We start from the raw sequence: 15,878 nt of genomic DNA, 5'->3' as shown, positions 1-15,878 counted from the left end.
TACGCAGCGGGTGCCGATAATGACCGTGTGCGCTCGCTTGCCAGGAAGTCCGTGCTGCCCCTGACGTTCATCGTCATCGTGGCTGCTGTTGTGGTGGGCTACGCCTCGGAGGAAGCCGATACGAGCAACAGCGCCCTCGGCGGCCGCAGCAGCTTCGGCAAGTCCGGCGAGGCCGGCCAAGATCCCCAGGACCAGGACCCGGCCGCGACGGCCCCGGCCGATAACGGCAGTGCGTACACCCCGCGCAGAACCGAGCAGAACGCCCGGGTCGGCGCGGTCTTCGAGAAGGACGACACCGGCGAGCACTTCTGCACCGCGAGCGTGGTGCAGAGTCCGGGCCGGAACATGCTCATCACCGCGGCCCACTGTGCCTTCGATCCCGACGCCGAGACCACGGTCGACGATCTTGTCTTCGCGCCCGACTACCGCAACGGCAAGGAGCCCACCGGCCTGTGGAAGGTCAAGAAGGTGGTCATCGACGACCGCTGGGCCAAGTCGCAGGACGAGGATCTCGATATCGCCTTCCTCGTGCTCGACAAGAAGAACGGCAAGCAGATCCAGGACGTGCTGGGCGGCAACACGCTCGGCATCGACCGCGGCTTCGACAACGAGGTCAAGATCACCGGCTATCCGACCAGCCGTGACACCCCGATCTCCTGCCAGAACCGCACCACGAAGTACAGCAGCACCCAACTCCGTATCAAGTGCAGCGACTTCGAGGGCGGTACGAGCGGCAGCCCCTGGCTGGCCGACTACGACCCCAGAAGCCACACCGGCACGGTCATCGGCGTTCTCGGCGGCCATGAAGGCGGCGGTGACGTGGACGATATCTCCTACGCCGCGTACTTCGACGACGATGTCGTCAAGCTCTACAAGCGCGCCCAGGACGAGGACTGACAGCGGGCCGTCGGCACCCGGACACGGCAAAGGGCCGCATCCCGGACGGGATGCGGCCCTCGGCGTGGTGCTGCGCTTACGCGGCGACGACCTCGACGCCGAGCTTCGCAACGACCTCGGCGTGCAGACGCACGGAGATCTGGTGCGCGCCCAGGGTCTTGATCGGCGAACCGAGCTCGACACGACGCTTGTCGACGTCCGGACCACCGGCGGCCTTGATCGCCGAGGCGACGTCGGCCGGGGTGACGGAGCCGAACAGGCGGCCCGCGTCGCCGGCGCGAACGGCCAGCTTCACGTTGACGCCCTCGAGCCGGCCCTTGACCTCGTTGGCCTGCTCGATCGTGGCGATCTCGCGGATCTTGCGACCGCGGCGGATCTGCTCGACGTCCTTCTCGCCACCCTTGGTCCAGCGGATCGCGAAACCACGCGGGACCAGGTAGTTACGGGCGTACCCGTCCTTGACGTCAACGACGTCGCCGGCGGTGCCGAGGCCGGAGACCTCGTGGGTGAGGATGATCTTCATGATTCGGTCACCCTTCCCTTATCGCGCGGTGGACGTGTAGGGCAGCAGCGCCATCTCACGGCTGTTCTTCACAGCCGTGGCGACGTCACGCTGGTGCTGAGTGCAGTTGCCGGTGACCCGGCGGGCACGGATCTTGCCGCGGTCGGAAATGAACTTCCGCAGCAGGTTCGTGTCCTTGTAGTCGACGTAGGAGATCTTCTCCTTGCAGAACACGCAAACCTTCTTCTTAGGCTTGCGAGCAGGCGGCTTCGCCATTATCTCTCTCCAATGAGTTCAAGAAGTTTGTGCTGACGCCCTCAAGGCCCCTGACCGCTTCGCTGCGCTGTTTCACGTGAAACCGCGCGGAATCGAGCCAGCTGTACGGACCTAGAAGGGCGGCTCGTCCGAGTAGCCACCGCCGGAGCTACCGCCCCAGCCACCGCCGCCACCCTGCTGACCGCCGCTGGGGCCGCCGGCAGGACCATTGGTCGCCCACGGGTCGTCGGCGGGAGCACCGCCGCCGCCCTGCTGACCGCCGCCGGGGCCGCCGCCCCAGCCGCCGCCACCCTGGCCGCCGCCCTGCTGACCGCCGCCGAAGCCGCCGCCCTGGCCACCGCGACCGCTGGTCTTGGTGATCTTGGCTGTGGCGTTCTTGAGGCTCGCGCCGACTTCCTCGACGTCGAGCTCGTAGACCGTGCGCTTCACGCCCTCGCGGTCCTCGTAAGACCGCTGCTTGAGGCGGCCCTGGACGACCACGCGGGTACCCCGCGTCAGGGACTCGGCGACGTTCTCCGCCGCCTGACGCCACACCGAGCAGGTCAGGAACAGGCTCTCGCCGTCCTTCCACTCATTGGTCTGGCGGTCGAAAGTGCGGGGAGTGGACGCGACGCGGAACTTCGCGACCGCCGCACCGGACGGGGTGAAGCGCAGCTCGGGGTCGTCGACAAGATTGCCGACAACCGTGATGACGGTCTCGCCTGCCATTAGGGGAACCTCTCGGCGGGTGTGCTGCTGGCTGCTGGTGTTGCTGCTACTCGGACCCGGTTACCGCTGGGCGCTTGCGCGCTCAGTGGGTCTCGGGACGAAGGACCTTGGTCCGGAGGACCGACTCATTCAGGTTCATCTGACGGTCGAGCTCCTTGACGACCGCAGGCTCGGCCTGCAGGTCGATGACCGAGTAGATGCCCTCGGGCTTCTTCTTGATCTCGTAAGAGAGACGACGACGGCCCCAGGTGTCGACCTTCTCGACCTTTCCGTTGCCCTCACGGACGACGGAGAGGAAGTTCTCGATCAGCGGGGAGACAGCGCGCTCCTCGAGATCGGGGTCGAGGATGACCATCACCTCGTAGTGACGCATGTAGAACCCACCTCCTTTGGACTCAGCGGCCACGGTCGTTCCGTGGCAGGAGGGTCGTATGCGTTCCGCGCCGAGCCCGTCCGGGTCATCCGGGCAGACATGGGCGCAGACCGTACAGAGTACCTGCCTGAAGCCTTCCGGTTGAAATCCGCCCGGTGCACCCCTCAATCTGGAACACAACGGGTGTGAGCGGCGTTACAGTGCGCCGCCCTGTCATCGGAGGTGCCGCATGGCACAGGCAGCACGGACCCAGCGCAGTCTGCTCTCGCTTCTCAACAGCGACGGCAAGGCGCATCCCGTCGAGAACACCATCGCCATTGTGACCGTGGTCCTCGGCGCGATCGCCGTCTTGACCACGCTCTCTCCCAGCCTGCACCTGGTCAGCTCCTGGGTCGGCCTGATCGGAATCGGTACCGGCCTGTGGGGGCAGTTCATCTCGTCGACGACAGGTGAACGATTCCTGTTGATCATCGGCCTCGGGGCAGCGGCCGTCGGCTTCTACCTCGGCCTGGCACACGGCGGCCTCTTCGGCGGCCTTATCGGCTAGCCGATGCGGCATACGGGGCCCCGGCCCGTATGGCCCAGACGGGGCGCTCCGTGGTCACAGTAGGCTTCGGCGCGAGAGCCGGAGCCCCGACCGAGGGGACACACCTGCCGAGGAGCGCCCCGCATGAGCCTGACCCTGAGGACCATCAGCCGAGAGCAGCATCTGGCATACATCCAGAGTCTGCCCGCGGCCAGCCACATGCAGGTCCCCGCCTGGGCGGACGTCAAGTCCGAATGGCGGGCGGAGAGCCTGGGCTGGTTCGACGCGAGCGGCGAGATGGTGGGTGCGGGCCTGGTGCTCTACCGCCAGGTTCCCAAGGTCAAGCTCTACCTGGCGTACCTCCCGGAGGGGCCGGTCATCAACTGGCACTCGCCGAATCTGGAGGACTGGCTTCAGCCGATGCTGAAGCACCTCAAGCAGCAGGGTGCCTTCACCGTGAAGATGGGCCCGCCGGTGGTCATCCGCCGCTGGGACGCCCAGGCGATCAAGGCCGGCATCCAGAACCCTGACGTCAAGCGTCTGAGGGACGTCGAGGCGACGCACATCGAGCCGCGTGCCTTCGAGGTGGCCGACAAGCTGCGCCGTATGGGCTGGCAGCAGGGCGAGGACGGCGGCGCCGGCTTCGCCGACGTACAGCCCCGCTACGTCTTCCAGGTGCCGCTGGCCGACCGCTCGCTGGAGGAGGTCCACAAGGGCTTCAACCAGCTGTGGCGCCGCAACATCAAGAAGGCCGAGAAGGCCGGCGTCGAGGTCGTCCAGGGCGGATACGACGACCTGGCCGAATGGCAGCGCCTCTACGAGATCACCGCGGTCCGTGATCACTTCCGGCCGCGGCCGCTCGGCTACTTCCAGCGCATGTGGACGGCCCTCAACGCCGAGGATCCCAACCGCATGCGGCTGTACTTCGCGCGCCACGACGGCGTGAACCTCTCTGCGGCGACCATGCTCGTCGTCGGCGGGCACGTCTGGTACTCCTACGGCGCCTCGGACAACATCGGACGTGAGGTCCGTCCCTCGAACGCGATGCAGTGGCGGATGCTCCAGGACGCCTATGCGCTCGGCGCAACGGTCTACGACCTCCGCGGCATCAGCGACTCGCTGGACGAGAACGACCACCTTTTCGGCCTGATCCAGTTCAAGGTCGGCACAGGCGGGCAGGCAGCGGAGTACCTCGGCGAGTGGGACTTCCCGCTCAACAAGCTTCTGCACAAGGCGTTCGACATGTACATGGCGCGCCGCTGACCGCTTCACCGCACCGTCCGTACTCCTGACACACCAGCCACGAGAAAGGTTCCGGGCCCGGCCATGGCGCTCACCCTCTACGTCGACACCGCGCGCTGGCGGGCGCATCACCAGAGCGTTCTCCAGCAGTTCCCCGGGCTGGTCCCGGTCTGCAAGGGCAATGGTTACGGCTTCGGCCATGAGCGCCTCGCCGATGAGGCGACCCGCCTGGGCGCCGACATCCTCGCGGTCGGGACGACCTATGAAGCGGCCCGAATCAAGGACTTCTTCAGCGGCGACCTGCTCGTTCTGACACCGTTCCGCCACGGCGAGGAGCCGGTGCCGCTGCCCGACCGGGCGATCCGCTCGGTCTCCTCGGTCGAGGGCGTGGGCGGCCTGGTCGGCGCCCGGGTCGTCATCGAGGTCATGAGCAGCATGAAGCGCCATGGCGTCAAGCCGGAGGATCTGCCGAAGCTGGCCGCGGCCATCGAGGACATCCGGCTCGAGGGCTTCGCGCTGCACCTGCCGCTGGACCGCACCGACGGGTCCGACGCGGTCGAGGAGGTCATCGGCTGGATGGACCGGCTCCGCGCCGCCCGTCTCCCGCTGCACACCATGTTCGTCAGCCACCTCAAGGCCGATGAACTCGCCCGTCTCCAGCAGCAGTTCCCCCAGACACGGTTCCGCGCGCGGATCGGTACGCGGCTGTGGCTCGGCGACCACGAGGCCACCGAGTACCGCGGCTCGGTGCTCGATGTCACCCGGGTCGCCAAGGGTGAGCGCTTCGGCTACCGCCAGCAGAAGGCGGCCTCCGACGGCTACTTGGTCGTGGTGGCCGGCGGCACCTCGCACGGTGTCGGCCTGGAGTCGCCCAAGGCCCTGCACGGCGTGATGCCGCGCGCCAAGGGCGTGGCCCGGGCCGGTCTGGCAACCGTCAACCGCAATCTCGCGCCGTATGTGTGGGCCGGGAAGCAGCGCTGGTTCGCGGAGCCGCCGCACATGCAGGTGTCGATCCTGTTCGTGCCGGGAGACGCACCGCAGCCGCAGGTCGGTGAGGAACTGGTGGCCCATCTGCGGCACACCACCACCCAGTTCGACCGCATCGTGGACCGCTGAACCGGCCGAGCCCGCGCTCTGACACACGCCAAGGGCCCGGTGCCGCAGACGTTCTCTGCGGCACCGGGCCCTTGGCGTGGAGGGTCAGTCAGGGGGCCGGCTCATTCCCGTACGGCGCCCCAGCGCACCTGTGGCGCCCCCTCGAAGTGCACCGCGTGCCGGGGGCGGTGATAGGCCCGGCCTAGCACGAACGCATCGGGGCTGCGGTCCAGCACTCCGCCCGAGGGGTCGTCGTCCCCGTCCCTGCGGACCACATCGCGCTCCGGCATCAGGATGTCGCGTACGACCACGGCACACAGATAGAGCGTGCCCACGAGGTGCAGCACGATGGCCAGCTGGTAGCCCTCCGGCGGCAGTCCTTGGTGCTTGTCGCCGCTTCCCGTGTAGGCGAGGTACATCCAGATGCCCAGGAAGTACATGACCTCGCAGGCCTGCCAGATCAGGAAGTCCCGCCAGCGCGGCCGGGCCAGCGCGGCGAGCGGGGTCAGCCACAGGACGTACTGCGGCGAATAGACCTTGTTGGTGAGGATGAACAGCGCGACGACGAGGAACGCCAGCTGCGCGAAACGCGGTCGGCGCGGCGCATAGAGGGTCAGCAGGCCAATGGCGCCACAGCCCACGATCATCAGCAGCGTGGCATAGGTATTGGCGTTCTCCAGGGGGTTGCCGGTGCGCTGCGAGATCAGGAGCCAGATCGAACCGAAGTCGATGGGCCGCTCCTGGCTGAAGGTGTAGAACTTCGCCCAGCCCTCCCGGATGTGGAATCCCGCGGCATCGTGCGTGATCATCACCGGCAGGTTCACCACCAGCCAGGAGGCCGCAGCACCGGTCACCGCCCTCCCGTACGCGCGCCAGGATCCCGCGCGCCAGCAGAGCACCAGCAAGGGGCCCAGCAACAGCACCGGATACAGCTTCGCCGCGGTAGCCAGGCCGATGAGGATGCCGGCCGCCAGCGGGCGGCTGCGCGACCACATCAGCATCCCGGCGGCGGTCAGGGCGATCGCCAGCAGGTCCCAGTTGATGGTGGCGGTCAGGGCGGCGGCCGGTGCCAGGGCGACAAGGAGACCGTCCCAGGGGCGTCGCCGGTGGGTGCGGGTCACGCACACCGCGATGACAGCGGCACAGATCATCAGCATGCCGGCGTTGACCAGCCAGTAGATCTGTTCGCGGTGCTGGATCCCCCCGGCGTCCGGTGTCATCCAGGAGGCGATCTCCATGAAGACGCCGGTGAGCACGGGGTACTCGAGATACTCCATATCGCCGGGCAGCCGGTCGAAATAGGGGATCAGTCCATCGGCAAAGCCCCGCCCCGCATACAGATGGGGAATGTCCGAGTAGCAGGCGTGGGTGTACTGGCTCGTGGCGCCGAAGAACCAGCCACCGTTGTAGCAGGGCAGCTTCTGCACCATGCCCAGCGCGAACATGCCGATGGCGATGAGCGCGATGATCCGCACCGGCGTCAGCCAATGCGCCCCGAACAGTGCGCGCCGGCCGATCGGCCCGCCGATCAGCTCGCTGCCGGCCGCCCCCACCTCATCCCGCCTGGTCGGCCGTACCGACTCGTCCCGTCGCACGCTCGTCATGGGCCCATCCTGCCGTACGACCCTGTGCAGAAGACGGTGAAGCCCCCGCCCGGTCAAGCCGGGCGGGGGCTTCGTGGCTCCGTGTTTCACGTGAAACATGCAGCGTTTCACGTGAAACGGTCGTCAGCCGCTGGGGCCGCCGAACAGGCCGCCACCGCCGTTCGCATCCGTCGGTTCAGGTGTCGGACTCGTGCCACCGGTGTCACCGCCCGGCCCACCCGGTCCGCCCGGTCCTCCGCCGTTACCTCCACCGTTGCTCGTTCCCCCGCTGTTCTTGCAGTTGATGTCCCAGGGAGAACAGGTGTCTGTCGGGGTCGGGCTGGGAGAGTCCGTCGGGGAAGCGGAATCGCTCGGAGTCTCCGACGGAGTCTCCGACGGGGAGTCCGACGGCGTGGGCGTCGGCGTCGGCGTCGGCATACCCGCCTGGTCCACCTTCTGCCCGATGGGCGTAGCGGGCTGGAAAGTCTCCGGCGTCACGCCCTTCATCGCCTGGAGCATGTACTCGGTCCACACCTCGGTGGGCAGTGCACCACCGTGGATCGAGTCGAAGCCACCGACGCCGTTCATGGACAGCTGACGCGGATTCCCTGCGTCCTCACGGAACATCGTGACGGCAGTCGACAGCTGCTTGGTGTAGCCGACGAACCAGGCCGACTTGTTCTCGTCGGTGGTGCCGGTCTTGCCCGCTGCCGGCATGTTCAGCCGGCTGGCCAGCTTCCCCGTACCGTTCTTGATGACGTTCTGCAGCACCTTGGTCACGTTGTTGGCGACGTTGGGTTCCATCGCCGTCTCCTGCTTGGGCTTGTCGAAGCCCTGCAGGTCTTCACCCTCGAACGTCACCTTGGTCACCGAATAGGGCTCCACCTTCGTCCCCGACTGGGCGAAGGTCGCATAGGCATCGGCCATACGAATCGCGCTCGGCGTGGAGGTACCCAGCGCGAAGGACGGGTTCAGGTTCTTGTCGAAGCTGGCCGCCGAAATACCAGCAGCCTCCGCCATGTCGCGCACCTTGCTCATCCCGACATCCATGCCGAGCTGCACGAACGGCGTGTTGACGGACTGTTCCATCGCCTTGGTCAAGGGGATGTAGCCCCAGGGGTGGTTGCTCTCGTTCTCCTGGAAGAAGGGCGTGTTGTCCCGCTTCGTAACGAAGTGGCCGTCGGCGTCCTTCACCTTGAGGTGGTCATCGCCGTTGTAGCGGCTGTCCGGCGAGAGCGGCCCACCGCTATGGGCCGTTCCGTACTTCATCGCCGCTGCGAGCACGAACGGCTTCCAGGTCGAGCCGACCGGTACACCGAAGGTGTCGGCGTTGTTGCTGAAGTGCCCCTTGTCGTAGCCCTCACCGCCATACAGGGCGACGATCTTGCCGTCTCCCGGCACCACGGAGGCGCCACCGAACTGGACGTATTTGTCCTTCGTGCGCTTTTCCGGGTCGATGTACCGCTTGTTGACCTTCTTGACCGCGCCCTCGAGCTGCGTGGTCTTCTTCGCGTCGAAGGTCGTCCGGATCGTGTAGCCGCCCTTGTCGAACTGCGCCTCGCTGAGACCCGCGTGCTTCAGCACGTACTTCTTCGCGGTGTCCATCATGTAGCCGATCTGGCCGCCCTTGCTGGCCACCGGCTTCGGCAGATGCGGCTTGGGGAAGTGACCCCGGTACTTCTCCCGCTGCGCCTTCGACAACAGATGGTTCTCGACCTCCCGGTCGAGAATCCAGGACCACCGTGCCTCGGCACGCTTGGTGTTCGCCGCCCGCGTGGCTCCCGGGCTGGTGCCGCCCGCCGGGTCGTACAGGTCCGCGCCCTTGAGCACGGTGGCCAGGAAGGCGCTCTGATTCGGGTTCAGCTTCTCGGCGTCGATTCCGTAGTACGCCTGAGCCGCTGCCTGGATCCCGTAAGCACCGCGGCCGTAGTAGCTGGTGTTGAGATAGCCCTGAAGGATCTGGTCCTTGTTCTTCGACCAGCCGACCTTGATCGCGATGAACAGCTCCTTGAACTTGCGGTCAAGGGTCTGCTGCTGGCTCAGCATGGCGTTCTTCACGTACTGCTGGGTGATGGTCGAGCCACCCTGGGTCGAGCCACCCTTCGCCATGTTGAACACGGCACGCGCGATGCCCATCGGGTCCACGCCCGAGTCCGTTCGGAACGACGCATTTTCCGCAGCGATGGCCGCATTCTGCATCGAGCGCGGGATCTCGTTGATCGTGACGTTCTGCCGGTTCGTCTCACCGTCACGCGCCATGACCTTGCCGTTGGCCCAGAGGTAGACGTTGTTCTGCGACTTGGCGGCGTCGCTCTCGCTGGGCACGTTCACCAGGGCCAGCGCGACGCCGGAGGCGCCCACGATCAGCCCTATGAAACCGACGCACAGGGTGGTGACCTGTTTCCAGGACGGCACGAAGCGCCGCCACCCGACGCGGTTGGCACGCGGATAGTCGATCAGACGCTTCTTGGCCGGCTTCCCGCCGCCACGACCGCGACCGCGGCCCCCCTCGGGGCCACCGCCACCACCGCCGCGCCGACCTCCGCCGCCACGGCCGCCGGCGCCGTCTCCGGCAGCCATCCCGGACGCCTCGGACGCCCGTCGGCGGCCGCTGCGCTGGGTAGCTCTGCGGGCCTCGGCGCGCCCTCCTTGCCGCGGCTCATGACCGGTCGGCTCGGGGTGAGAGGCAGGATTGGCTGCGGAGCCACGCGAAGAGGCGCCTCGACGCCCCGGTGGCTGCTGTGCGGCGCGTCGGGCCGCGGCACGTCCGCCACTCTGCGGCTGTGGCGGTTTGCGACGGTGCTCGCTCATGGAACGAATACTCCTCGGGCAGGCGCGCTATCTCGTCGCCTGAAGGCGGCAGTTGTCTTCAGGTCCCCCCGATGCACGGCTCGCTCCTGAGGCGCGAGCCGCACTACACCGAGGACAGGGACGCCAGATATTGGCCCACGGTTCCCGGCAGTCTGCATGCCGCACAGACTACGCACGGCCAAAACCTGCCCAGTGTTGAAATTCACTCCAAATCAGTCAGGTTGATGAGAACGATTCGGTGATGTGATGCCGTTCACCGTGCCCCCTCTTGTTCCACCCAGCCGACCGATCTATCGTCTGGATGTATCGAGTCGATACATCAGCACGACATAAAGAGCGCACAGGACCAAGGAGGCGGAGGATGAGCAGACGTTCCGGCATCCTCGAGTTCGCCGTCCTCGGCCTGCTCCGCGAGTCCCCGATGCACGGCTATGAGCTGCGAAAACGGCTCAATACCTCGCTCGGGGTCTTCCGTGCGTTCAGCTATGGCACCCTCTACCCCTGCCTCAAGGCGCTGGTCGCGAGCGGCTGGCTCATCGAGGAGACGGACGGCGCCCCGGAGGACGTACCCCCCGCGGCGCTGTCGGGTCGCCGAGCCAAGATCGTCTACCGATTGACCGCAGCGGGCAAAGAACACTTCGAGGAACTGCTCGCCCACTCCGGACCGGATGCGTGGGAGGACGAGCACTTCGGCGTCCGCTTCGCGTTTTTCGGCCAGACCACGCGGGACGTACGGATGCGTGTGCTGGAGGGCCGCCGGAGCCGGCTGGAGGAGCGTCTCGAGAGGATGCGTACCTCCTTGGCCAGGTCCCGCGAGCGGCTGGACGACTACACCCTCGAACTACAGCGGCACGGCATGGAGTCCGTGGAGCGCGAAGTGCGTTGGTTGAACGAGCTCATCGAGAGTGAGCGCGCCGGGCGCGATCAGCGCCCACCAGGCCCCGCAGCACAGGACAAGAAGAACCAGTCAGGAGATACGGGCGGCCTGCCCCGGCACCGGGGTGGTTCCCGGCCGGATCCGTCCGATGACACCACCACATGAGGCTCTGCTGTGCAGGCCCTCATCGAGAACACAGGGAGCAACCGGAATGGGTTCGGTTCGCGTAGCCATCGTCGGCGTGGGCAACTGCGCCGCCTCGCTGGTACAGGGCGTCGAGTACTACAAGGACGCCGACCCGAAGAGCCGCGTGCCCGGCCTCATGCACGTGCAGTTCGGCGACTACCACGTGCGTGACATCGAGTTCGTGGCGGCATTCGACGTCGACGCCAAGAAGGTCGGGCTCGACCTCGCGGACGCCATCGGCGCCAGCGAGAACAACACCATCAAGATCTGCGACGTGCCCAACGCGGGCGTGACGGTCCAGCGTGGCCACACCCTCGACGGTCTGGGCAAGTACTACCGCCAGACCATCGAGGAGTCCCCCGAGGCGCCGGTCGACATCGTCCAGGTCCTCAAGGACAAGCAGATCGACGTCCTGGTCTGCTACCTCCCTGTCGGCTCCGAGGACGCCGCGAAGTACTACGCCCAGTGCGCCATCGACGCCAAGGTCGCGTTCGTCAACGCCCTCCCGGTCTTCATCGCCGGCACCAAGGAGTGGGCGGACAAGTTCACCGAGGCCGGTGTCCCGATCGTCGGCGACGACATCAAGTCGCAGGTCGGCGCCACGATCACGCACCGCGTGATGGCCAAGCTCTTCGAGGACCGGGGCGTCATCCTGGACCGCACGATGCAGCTGAACGTCGGCGGCAACATGGACTTCAAGAACATGCTCGAGCGCGAGCGCCTGGAGTCCAAGAAGATCTCCAAGACGCAGGCGGTCACGTCCCAGATCCGCGACCGTGAGATGGGCGAGGACAACGTCCACATCGGCCCCTCGGACTATGTGGCCTGGCTGGACGACCGCAAGTGGGCCTATGTCCGCCTCGAGGGACGCGCCTTCGGTGATGTCCCGCTGAGCCTGGAGTACAAGCTCGAGGTCTGGGACTCCCCGAACTCCGCGGGTGTCATCATCGACGCCCTGCGCGCCGCGAAGATCGCCAAGGACCGGGGTATCGGCGGCCCGATCCTCTCCGCGTCCTCGTACTTCATGAAGTCTCCGCCGGTGCAGTACTTCGACGACGAGGCCCGGGAGAACGTCGAGAAGTTCATCAGCGGCGAAGTCGAGCGCTGAGACGCCCGACTTCCCTCCCCTGCGCAGGCCCCCGGGTATTCCACCCGGGGGCCTGCGGGCTGTGTGAGGCTGTGCCCTATGCATGCTGTGCGCGACCTGCGCGTCCTCCTCCGGCTGCGCGACTTCCGTTCGCTCCTTGCCGCACGGCTCCTGTCCCAGGGGGCCGACGGAGTGTTCCAGGTCGCGCTCGCCACCTTCGTCGTCTTCTCGCCCGAGAAGCAGACCTCGCCCGCGGCCATCGCCTCCGCCATGGCGATCCTGCTGCTCCCGTACTCCCTCCTCGGGCCGTTCACCGGCGTGCTGCTCGACCGCTGGCGGCGCCGTCAGGTCCTGTTCTACGGCAATCTGCTGCGCACCCTGCTGGCCATGGGGACAGCGGCACTGATCGTGGCGAAGGTCCCCGACTGGCTCTTCTACGCCTCGGCCCTGGCCGTGACCGCCGTGAACCGCTTCGTCCTGGCCGGGCTCTCCGCCGCGCTGCCGCGCGTGGTCGACGGTGAACAGCAGCTGGTCATGGCCAACTCCCTGACCCCCACGGCCGGAACGCTCGCCGCGACGGCCGGCGGCGGGCTCGCCTTCGCCATCCGGCTGGCCGGCTCGAATGTGGACGCGTACGTCGTACTGCTCGCCGCGGCCCTCTATTTCTGTTCCGCCCTCACCGCCCTGCGCATGGCACGGCAGCTGCTCGGCCCCGATCCCGCAGGCCTCCAACCGCACCTCCGGGAAGCCCTGTTGAGCACGGTGCGCGGGCTGGTGGCCGGGCTGCGCCACCTCGCCGAGCGGCGCACCCCGGCCCGCGCACTGATCGCGATGACCGTGATCCGTTTCTGCTACGGAGCCCTGACGGTCATGGTGCTGATGCTGTGCCGGTACCTCTGGTCCGGCACCGAGTCGGAGGGCCTGGCCCTGCTCGGCCTCACCGTCGGGGTGTCAGGAGCGGGCTTCTTCGCGGCCGCTGTGGTCACGCCCTGGGCCGTCGGGCGGCTCACCGCGTTCGGCTGGATCGCCTGCTGTGCCGCGATAGGCGCCGTGTTGCTGCCGTCTCTCGGGCTGTTCTTCACGCCGGGTCCGATGCTGGCCGCCGCGTTCGTGCTCGGCCTCGGCACCCAAGGGACGAAGATCTCCACCGACACCATCGTCCAGTCGTCGGTCGACGACGCCTTCCGCGGCCGGATCTTCGCCATCTACGACGTGCTCTTCAATGTCGCCTTCGTCGGTGCCGCCGCGGTCGCCGCCCTCATGCTGCCGCCTGATGGCAGATCAGCCGCTCTGCTCGGCGTCGTGACCGTGCTCTATGCGGTCATCGTCGCGGCAGTCATCCGCTGGGGACGTGGATAGGCGTCTCGTGGTGCCCAGGCCCTGCGGCGCGGCGCCGGGACCAGATACCTTACGCACGTCCTACACGAGCCTGTACACATCAAAAATCGGGGGAGATCCATGACCACGCCGCCGCAGGGCCAGCAACCATACGGGCAGGCGCCGTACGGGCAGGCGCCGTACGGGCAGGCGCCGTACGGGCAGGCGCCGTACGGGCAGCAGCCGTACGGACAGAACCCGTACCCGCAGGCGCCGCCGGCACCCCAGGCCCCCTATGGCCAGCCCCAGGGCGGATACGCCTACCCGCAACAGCCGCAGGCTCCGTACGGACAGCCGCAGCAGGGCTACCCGGCGCCGCCGCAACAGCCCTTCATGCAGGGCGGAGCTCCCGTACCGCCGCCGCGGCCCGGCAAGACCCGTTCCCCCAAGGCGATCCTGAAGGGCATCGTCGTCGTCATCGGGCTGGTCTTCATCGGGGTTGCCTGGATCAGCAGCATGGACGACGCGAGCAGCGCCGAGGTCGGCGACTGCGTGAAGAAGTCCAGCAGTTCACTCGACGACGGCCTCGAGGTGGTTGATTGCGGCACCTCGGACGCCCAGTACAAGGTGTCCGCGGTGCACGAGAACACCTCGGACCCCTCCGTGTGTGCCGCAAACGAATCGGCCTACACCAAGAGCGTGCACCGTCGCCGGCGGGCCGACACGCACATGGTGCTCTGTCTGACATCGGCGAAGTAGCGCACCGCGAAAGCGTTGGATAAGCCGTGGGGCGGCGTTTCACGTGAAACACCGCCCCACGTTTCACGTGAAACATGGCGGCTCTCCAACCGCCTGTTTCACGTGAAACATCAACCCTGCGTGGCCCACCATTCCTTCAGAGCGGCGACCGCCGCCTCCCGCTCCATGGGCCCGTGCTCCAGCCGGAGCTCCAGCATCTGCTTGTACGCCTTGCCGACCTCGGGCCCCGGACGGATGCCCAGGATCTGCATGATGTCGTTGCCGTCCAGGTCTGGGCGGATCGACTCCAGCTCTTCCTCTTCCTGCAACCGCGCGATGCGCTCCTCAAGCCCGTCGTAGGCGCGCGACAGGGCACTGGCCTTGCGCTTGTTGCGAGTGGTGCAGTCCGAACGTGTCAGCTTGTGCAGCCGCTCCAGCTGCGGGCCGGCATCTCGCACATACCGGCGTACCGCGGAATCCGTCCACTCGCCCGTCCCGTAACCGTGGAAGCGCAGATGCAGCTCCACCAGACGCGAGACGTCCTTGACCATGTCGTTGGAGTACTTCAGAGCGGTCATCCGCTTCTTGGTCATCTTCGCGCCCACCACCTCGTGATGGTGGAAGGAGACCCGGCCGTCCTTCTCGAAGCGCCGCGTCCGGGGCTTGCCGATGTCGTGCAGGAGGGCGGCCAGCCGCAGCACGAGATCGGGCCCGTTCTCTTCGAGGTCGATCGCCTGCTCCAGGACCGTCAGCGAGTGCTCGTAGACGTCCTTGTGGCGGTGATGCTCGTCACTTTCCAGCCGCAGCGCGGGAAGCTCAGGCAGGACCTTGTCGGCCAGGCCCGATTCGACGAGCAGCCGCAGCCCCTCACGCGGGTGCGCGGACAGGATCAGCTTGTTCAGCTCGTCACGTACACGTTCCGCGGAGACGATCTCGATGCGGTCCGACATCGCCTTCATCGCGGCGACGACCTCGGGGGCCACTTCGAAATCCAGCTGGGCGGCAAAGCGGGCTGCGCGCATCATCCGCAGCGGATCGTCGGAGAACGACTCCTCCGGCGTCCCCGGCGTGCGCAGCACGCGCGCGGCCAGGTCCTCCAGGCCGTCGTGCGGGTCGACGAACTCCTTCTGCGGCAGCAGCACCGCCATGGCGTTCACCGTGAAGTCCCGACGCACCAGGTCGTCCTCGATGGTGTCGCCGTAGGACACCTCGGGCTTGCGGGAGGTGCGGTCGTACGCCTCGGAGCGGTAGGTCGTGACCTCGATGTCGAACGATTCCTTCTTGCAGCCGACCGTCCCGAAGGCGATACCGACCTCCCAGACCGCGTCCGCCCACGGCCGGACGATCTTCAGAACGTCCTCGGGGCGGGCATCGGTGGTGAAATCCAGGTCATTGCCGAGCCGGCCCAGCAGGGCGTCCCGGACCGAGCCGCCGACCAGGGCAAGTGTGAACCCGGCCTCCTGGAATCGACGGGCCAGGTCATCCGCGACGGGGGACACCCTCAGCAGTTCGCTCACGGCACGTCGCTGGACATGGTTCAGCGCGTTCGTCGACTGCGGGGTCCGCTCGGCGATCGGGGCGGGGAGGTCATTGTTGGCGTTCGGCACAACAAAACAGAGTACGTGGCCGCGCAGTGCAAGGCGTCACGTAATAAAGGGGA

The 15,878-nt window shown here is 67.1% G+C and carries 15 protein-coding genes; 8 read left to right on the top strand and 7 right to left on the bottom strand.

Features of this window, described 5'->3' with window-relative positions:
- Nucleotides 1-27: 27 nt before the first annotated feature.
- On the top strand, nt 28-897 hold the full coding sequence (locus K7C20_RS19190; protein ID WP_053210256.1) for a trypsin-like serine peptidase: 870 nt from the start codon (nt 28-30) through the stop codon (nt 895-897).
- A 76-nt stretch (nt 898-973) separates the two neighbouring features.
- Here the strand turns inward: K7C20_RS19190 and rplI are convergent, their stop codons facing one another.
- The 4 genes from rplI to rpsF all read right to left on the bottom strand — a co-directional run bounded on the left by rplI (nt 974) and on the right by rpsF (nt 2,756).
- A complete protein-coding gene (rplI, locus tag K7C20_RS19185) occupies nt 974-1,420 on the bottom strand; it encodes a 50S ribosomal protein L9 (RefSeq protein WP_030075760.1) in 447 nt (148 codons plus the stop codon).
- A gap of 18 nt (nt 1,421-1,438) precedes the next feature.
- The gene (gene rpsR, locus K7C20_RS19180) at nt 1,439-1,675 is read right to left on the bottom strand and encodes a 30S ribosomal protein S18 (RefSeq protein ID WP_003978893.1); all 237 of its coding nucleotides are present in this window, start codon (nt 1,673-1,675) and stop codon (nt 1,439-1,441) included.
- A 111-nt stretch (nt 1,676-1,786) separates the two neighbouring features.
- Entirely contained in the window at nt 1,787-2,383 is a 597-nt protein-coding gene (locus K7C20_RS19175) for a single-stranded DNA-binding protein (protein WP_053210255.1), read from the bottom strand.
- An 82-nt stretch (nt 2,384-2,465) separates the two neighbouring features.
- Complete coding sequence (gene rpsF, locus K7C20_RS19170) at nt 2,466-2,756, bottom strand: 30S ribosomal protein S6 (protein WP_006604399.1); 291 nt, start codon at nt 2,754-2,756, stop codon at nt 2,466-2,468.
- Nucleotides 2,757-2,985: 229 nt separating this feature from the next.
- Here rpsF and K7C20_RS19165 point away from each other — a divergent pair, with 229 nt between their 5' ends.
- The 3 genes from K7C20_RS19165 to K7C20_RS19155 all read left to right on the top strand — a co-directional run bounded on the left by K7C20_RS19165 (nt 2,986) and on the right by K7C20_RS19155 (nt 5,640).
- The gene (locus K7C20_RS19165; protein ID WP_030075758.1) at nt 2,986-3,303 is read left to right on the top strand and encodes a hypothetical protein; all 318 of its coding nucleotides are present in this window, start codon (nt 2,986-2,988) and stop codon (nt 3,301-3,303) included.
- Nucleotides 3,304-3,426: 123 nt separating this feature from the next.
- Nucleotides 3,427-4,545, top strand: coding sequence for a lipid II:glycine glycyltransferase FemX (locus tag K7C20_RS19160; RefSeq protein WP_030075756.1), 1,119 nt, complete (start codon nt 3,427-3,429; stop codon nt 4,543-4,545).
- A 63-nt stretch (nt 4,546-4,608) separates the two neighbouring features.
- Entirely contained in the window at nt 4,609-5,640 is a 1,032-nt protein-coding gene (locus K7C20_RS19155; protein ID WP_030075754.1) for an alanine racemase, read from the top strand.
- A gap of 101 nt (nt 5,641-5,741) precedes the next feature.
- Here K7C20_RS19155 and K7C20_RS19150 read toward each other — a convergent pair whose 3' ends face one another.
- Both K7C20_RS19150 and K7C20_RS19145 read right to left on the bottom strand, forming a co-directional pair.
- Nucleotides 5,742-7,223, bottom strand: coding sequence for a glycosyltransferase family 87 protein (locus K7C20_RS19150; RefSeq protein ID WP_053210254.1), 1,482 nt, complete (start codon nt 7,221-7,223; stop codon nt 5,742-5,744).
- A 123-nt stretch (nt 7,224-7,346) separates the two neighbouring features.
- The gene (locus tag K7C20_RS19145) at nt 7,347-10,013 is read right to left on the bottom strand and encodes a transglycosylase domain-containing protein (protein WP_167352547.1); all 2,667 of its coding nucleotides are present in this window, start codon (nt 10,011-10,013) and stop codon (nt 7,347-7,349) included.
- A 361-nt stretch (nt 10,014-10,374) separates the two neighbouring features.
- Between K7C20_RS19145 and K7C20_RS19140 the strand changes: the two genes are divergently transcribed.
- The 4 genes from K7C20_RS19140 to K7C20_RS39010 all read left to right on the top strand — a co-directional run bounded on the left by K7C20_RS19140 (nt 10,375) and on the right by K7C20_RS39010 (nt 14,239).
- The gene (locus tag K7C20_RS19140; RefSeq protein WP_030075750.1) at nt 10,375-11,055 is read left to right on the top strand and encodes a PadR family transcriptional regulator; all 681 of its coding nucleotides are present in this window, start codon (nt 10,375-10,377) and stop codon (nt 11,053-11,055) included.
- A 46-nt stretch (nt 11,056-11,101) separates the two neighbouring features.
- On the top strand, nt 11,102-12,184 hold the full coding sequence (locus tag K7C20_RS19135) for an inositol-3-phosphate synthase (RefSeq protein WP_030075749.1): 1,083 nt from the start codon (nt 11,102-11,104) through the stop codon (nt 12,182-12,184).
- 78 nt (nt 12,185-12,262) lie between these two features.
- Nucleotides 12,263-13,522 carry an MFS transporter gene (locus K7C20_RS19130; RefSeq protein ID WP_030075747.1) on the top strand — a complete coding sequence of 420 codons (1,260 nt, stop codon included), beginning with the start codon at nt 12,263-12,265 and terminating at the stop codon, nt 13,520-13,522.
- A 99-nt stretch (nt 13,523-13,621) separates the two neighbouring features.
- Nucleotides 13,622-14,239 carry an LppU/SCO3897 family protein gene (locus K7C20_RS39010; RefSeq protein ID WP_209444022.1) on the top strand — a complete coding sequence of 206 codons (618 nt, stop codon included), beginning with the start codon at nt 13,622-13,624 and terminating at the stop codon, nt 14,237-14,239.
- Nucleotides 14,240-14,349: 110 nt separating this feature from the next.
- Here K7C20_RS39010 and K7C20_RS19120 read toward each other — a convergent pair whose 3' ends face one another.
- Nucleotides 14,350-15,825 (bottom strand): CCA tRNA nucleotidyltransferase, encoded by a 1,476-nt coding sequence (locus K7C20_RS19120; RefSeq protein WP_048828657.1) that lies wholly within the window; start codon nt 15,823-15,825, stop codon nt 14,350-14,352.
- Nucleotides 15,826-15,878: the final 53 nt, after the last annotated feature.

Origin of the sequence: Streptomyces decoyicus (assembly GCF_019880305.1) — a bacterium.
Lineage (GTDB): Bacteria > Actinomycetota > Actinomycetes > Streptomycetales > Streptomycetaceae > Streptomyces > Streptomyces decoyicus.
The sequence above is the reverse complement of the archived record's forward strand: the minus strand, read 5'-3'. Positions and strand labels throughout refer to the sequence as shown.

Bases quoted from the DNA above. Each gene is read 5' to 3' on its own strand.
- K7C20_RS19155 (WP_030075754.1), top strand. From the start codon at position 4,609: ATGGCGCTCACCCTCTACGTCGACACCGCGCGCTGGCGGGCGCATCAC.
- K7C20_RS19135 (WP_030075749.1), top strand. From the start codon at position 11,102: ATGGGTTCGGTTCGCGTAGCCATCGTCGGCGTGGGCAACTGCGCCGCC.
- K7C20_RS19165 (WP_030075758.1), top strand. From the start codon at position 2,986: ATGGCACAGGCAGCACGGACCCAGCGCAGTCTGCTCTCGCTTCTCAAC.
- K7C20_RS19175 (WP_053210255.1), bottom strand. From the start codon at position 2,383: ATGGCAGGCGAGACCGTCATCACGGTTGTCGGCAATCTTGTCGACGAC.
- K7C20_RS39010 (WP_209444022.1), top strand. From the start codon at position 13,622: ATGACCACGCCGCCGCAGGGCCAGCAACCATACGGGCAGGCGCCGTAC.
- K7C20_RS19150 (WP_053210254.1), bottom strand. From the start codon at position 7,223: ATGACGAGCGTGCGACGGGACGAGTCGGTACGGCCGACCAGGCGGGAT.
- K7C20_RS19140 (WP_030075750.1), top strand. From the start codon at position 10,375: ATGAGCAGACGTTCCGGCATCCTCGAGTTCGCCGTCCTCGGCCTGCTC.
- rpsR (WP_003978893.1), bottom strand. From the start codon at position 1,675: ATGGCGAAGCCGCCTGCTCGCAAGCCTAAGAAGAAGGTTTGCGTGTTC.
- rpsF (WP_006604399.1), bottom strand. From the start codon at position 2,756: ATGCGTCACTACGAGGTGATGGTCATCCTCGACCCCGATCTCGAGGAG.
- K7C20_RS19160 (WP_030075756.1), top strand. From the start codon at position 3,427: ATGAGCCTGACCCTGAGGACCATCAGCCGAGAGCAGCATCTGGCATAC.
- rplI (WP_030075760.1), bottom strand. From the start codon at position 1,420: ATGAAGATCATCCTCACCCACGAGGTCTCCGGCCTCGGCACCGCCGGC.
- K7C20_RS19145 (WP_167352547.1), bottom strand. From the start codon at position 10,013: ATGAGCGAGCACCGTCGCAAACCGCCACAGCCGCAGAGTGGCGGACGT.
- K7C20_RS19130 (WP_030075747.1), top strand. From the start codon at position 12,263: ATGCATGCTGTGCGCGACCTGCGCGTCCTCCTCCGGCTGCGCGACTTC.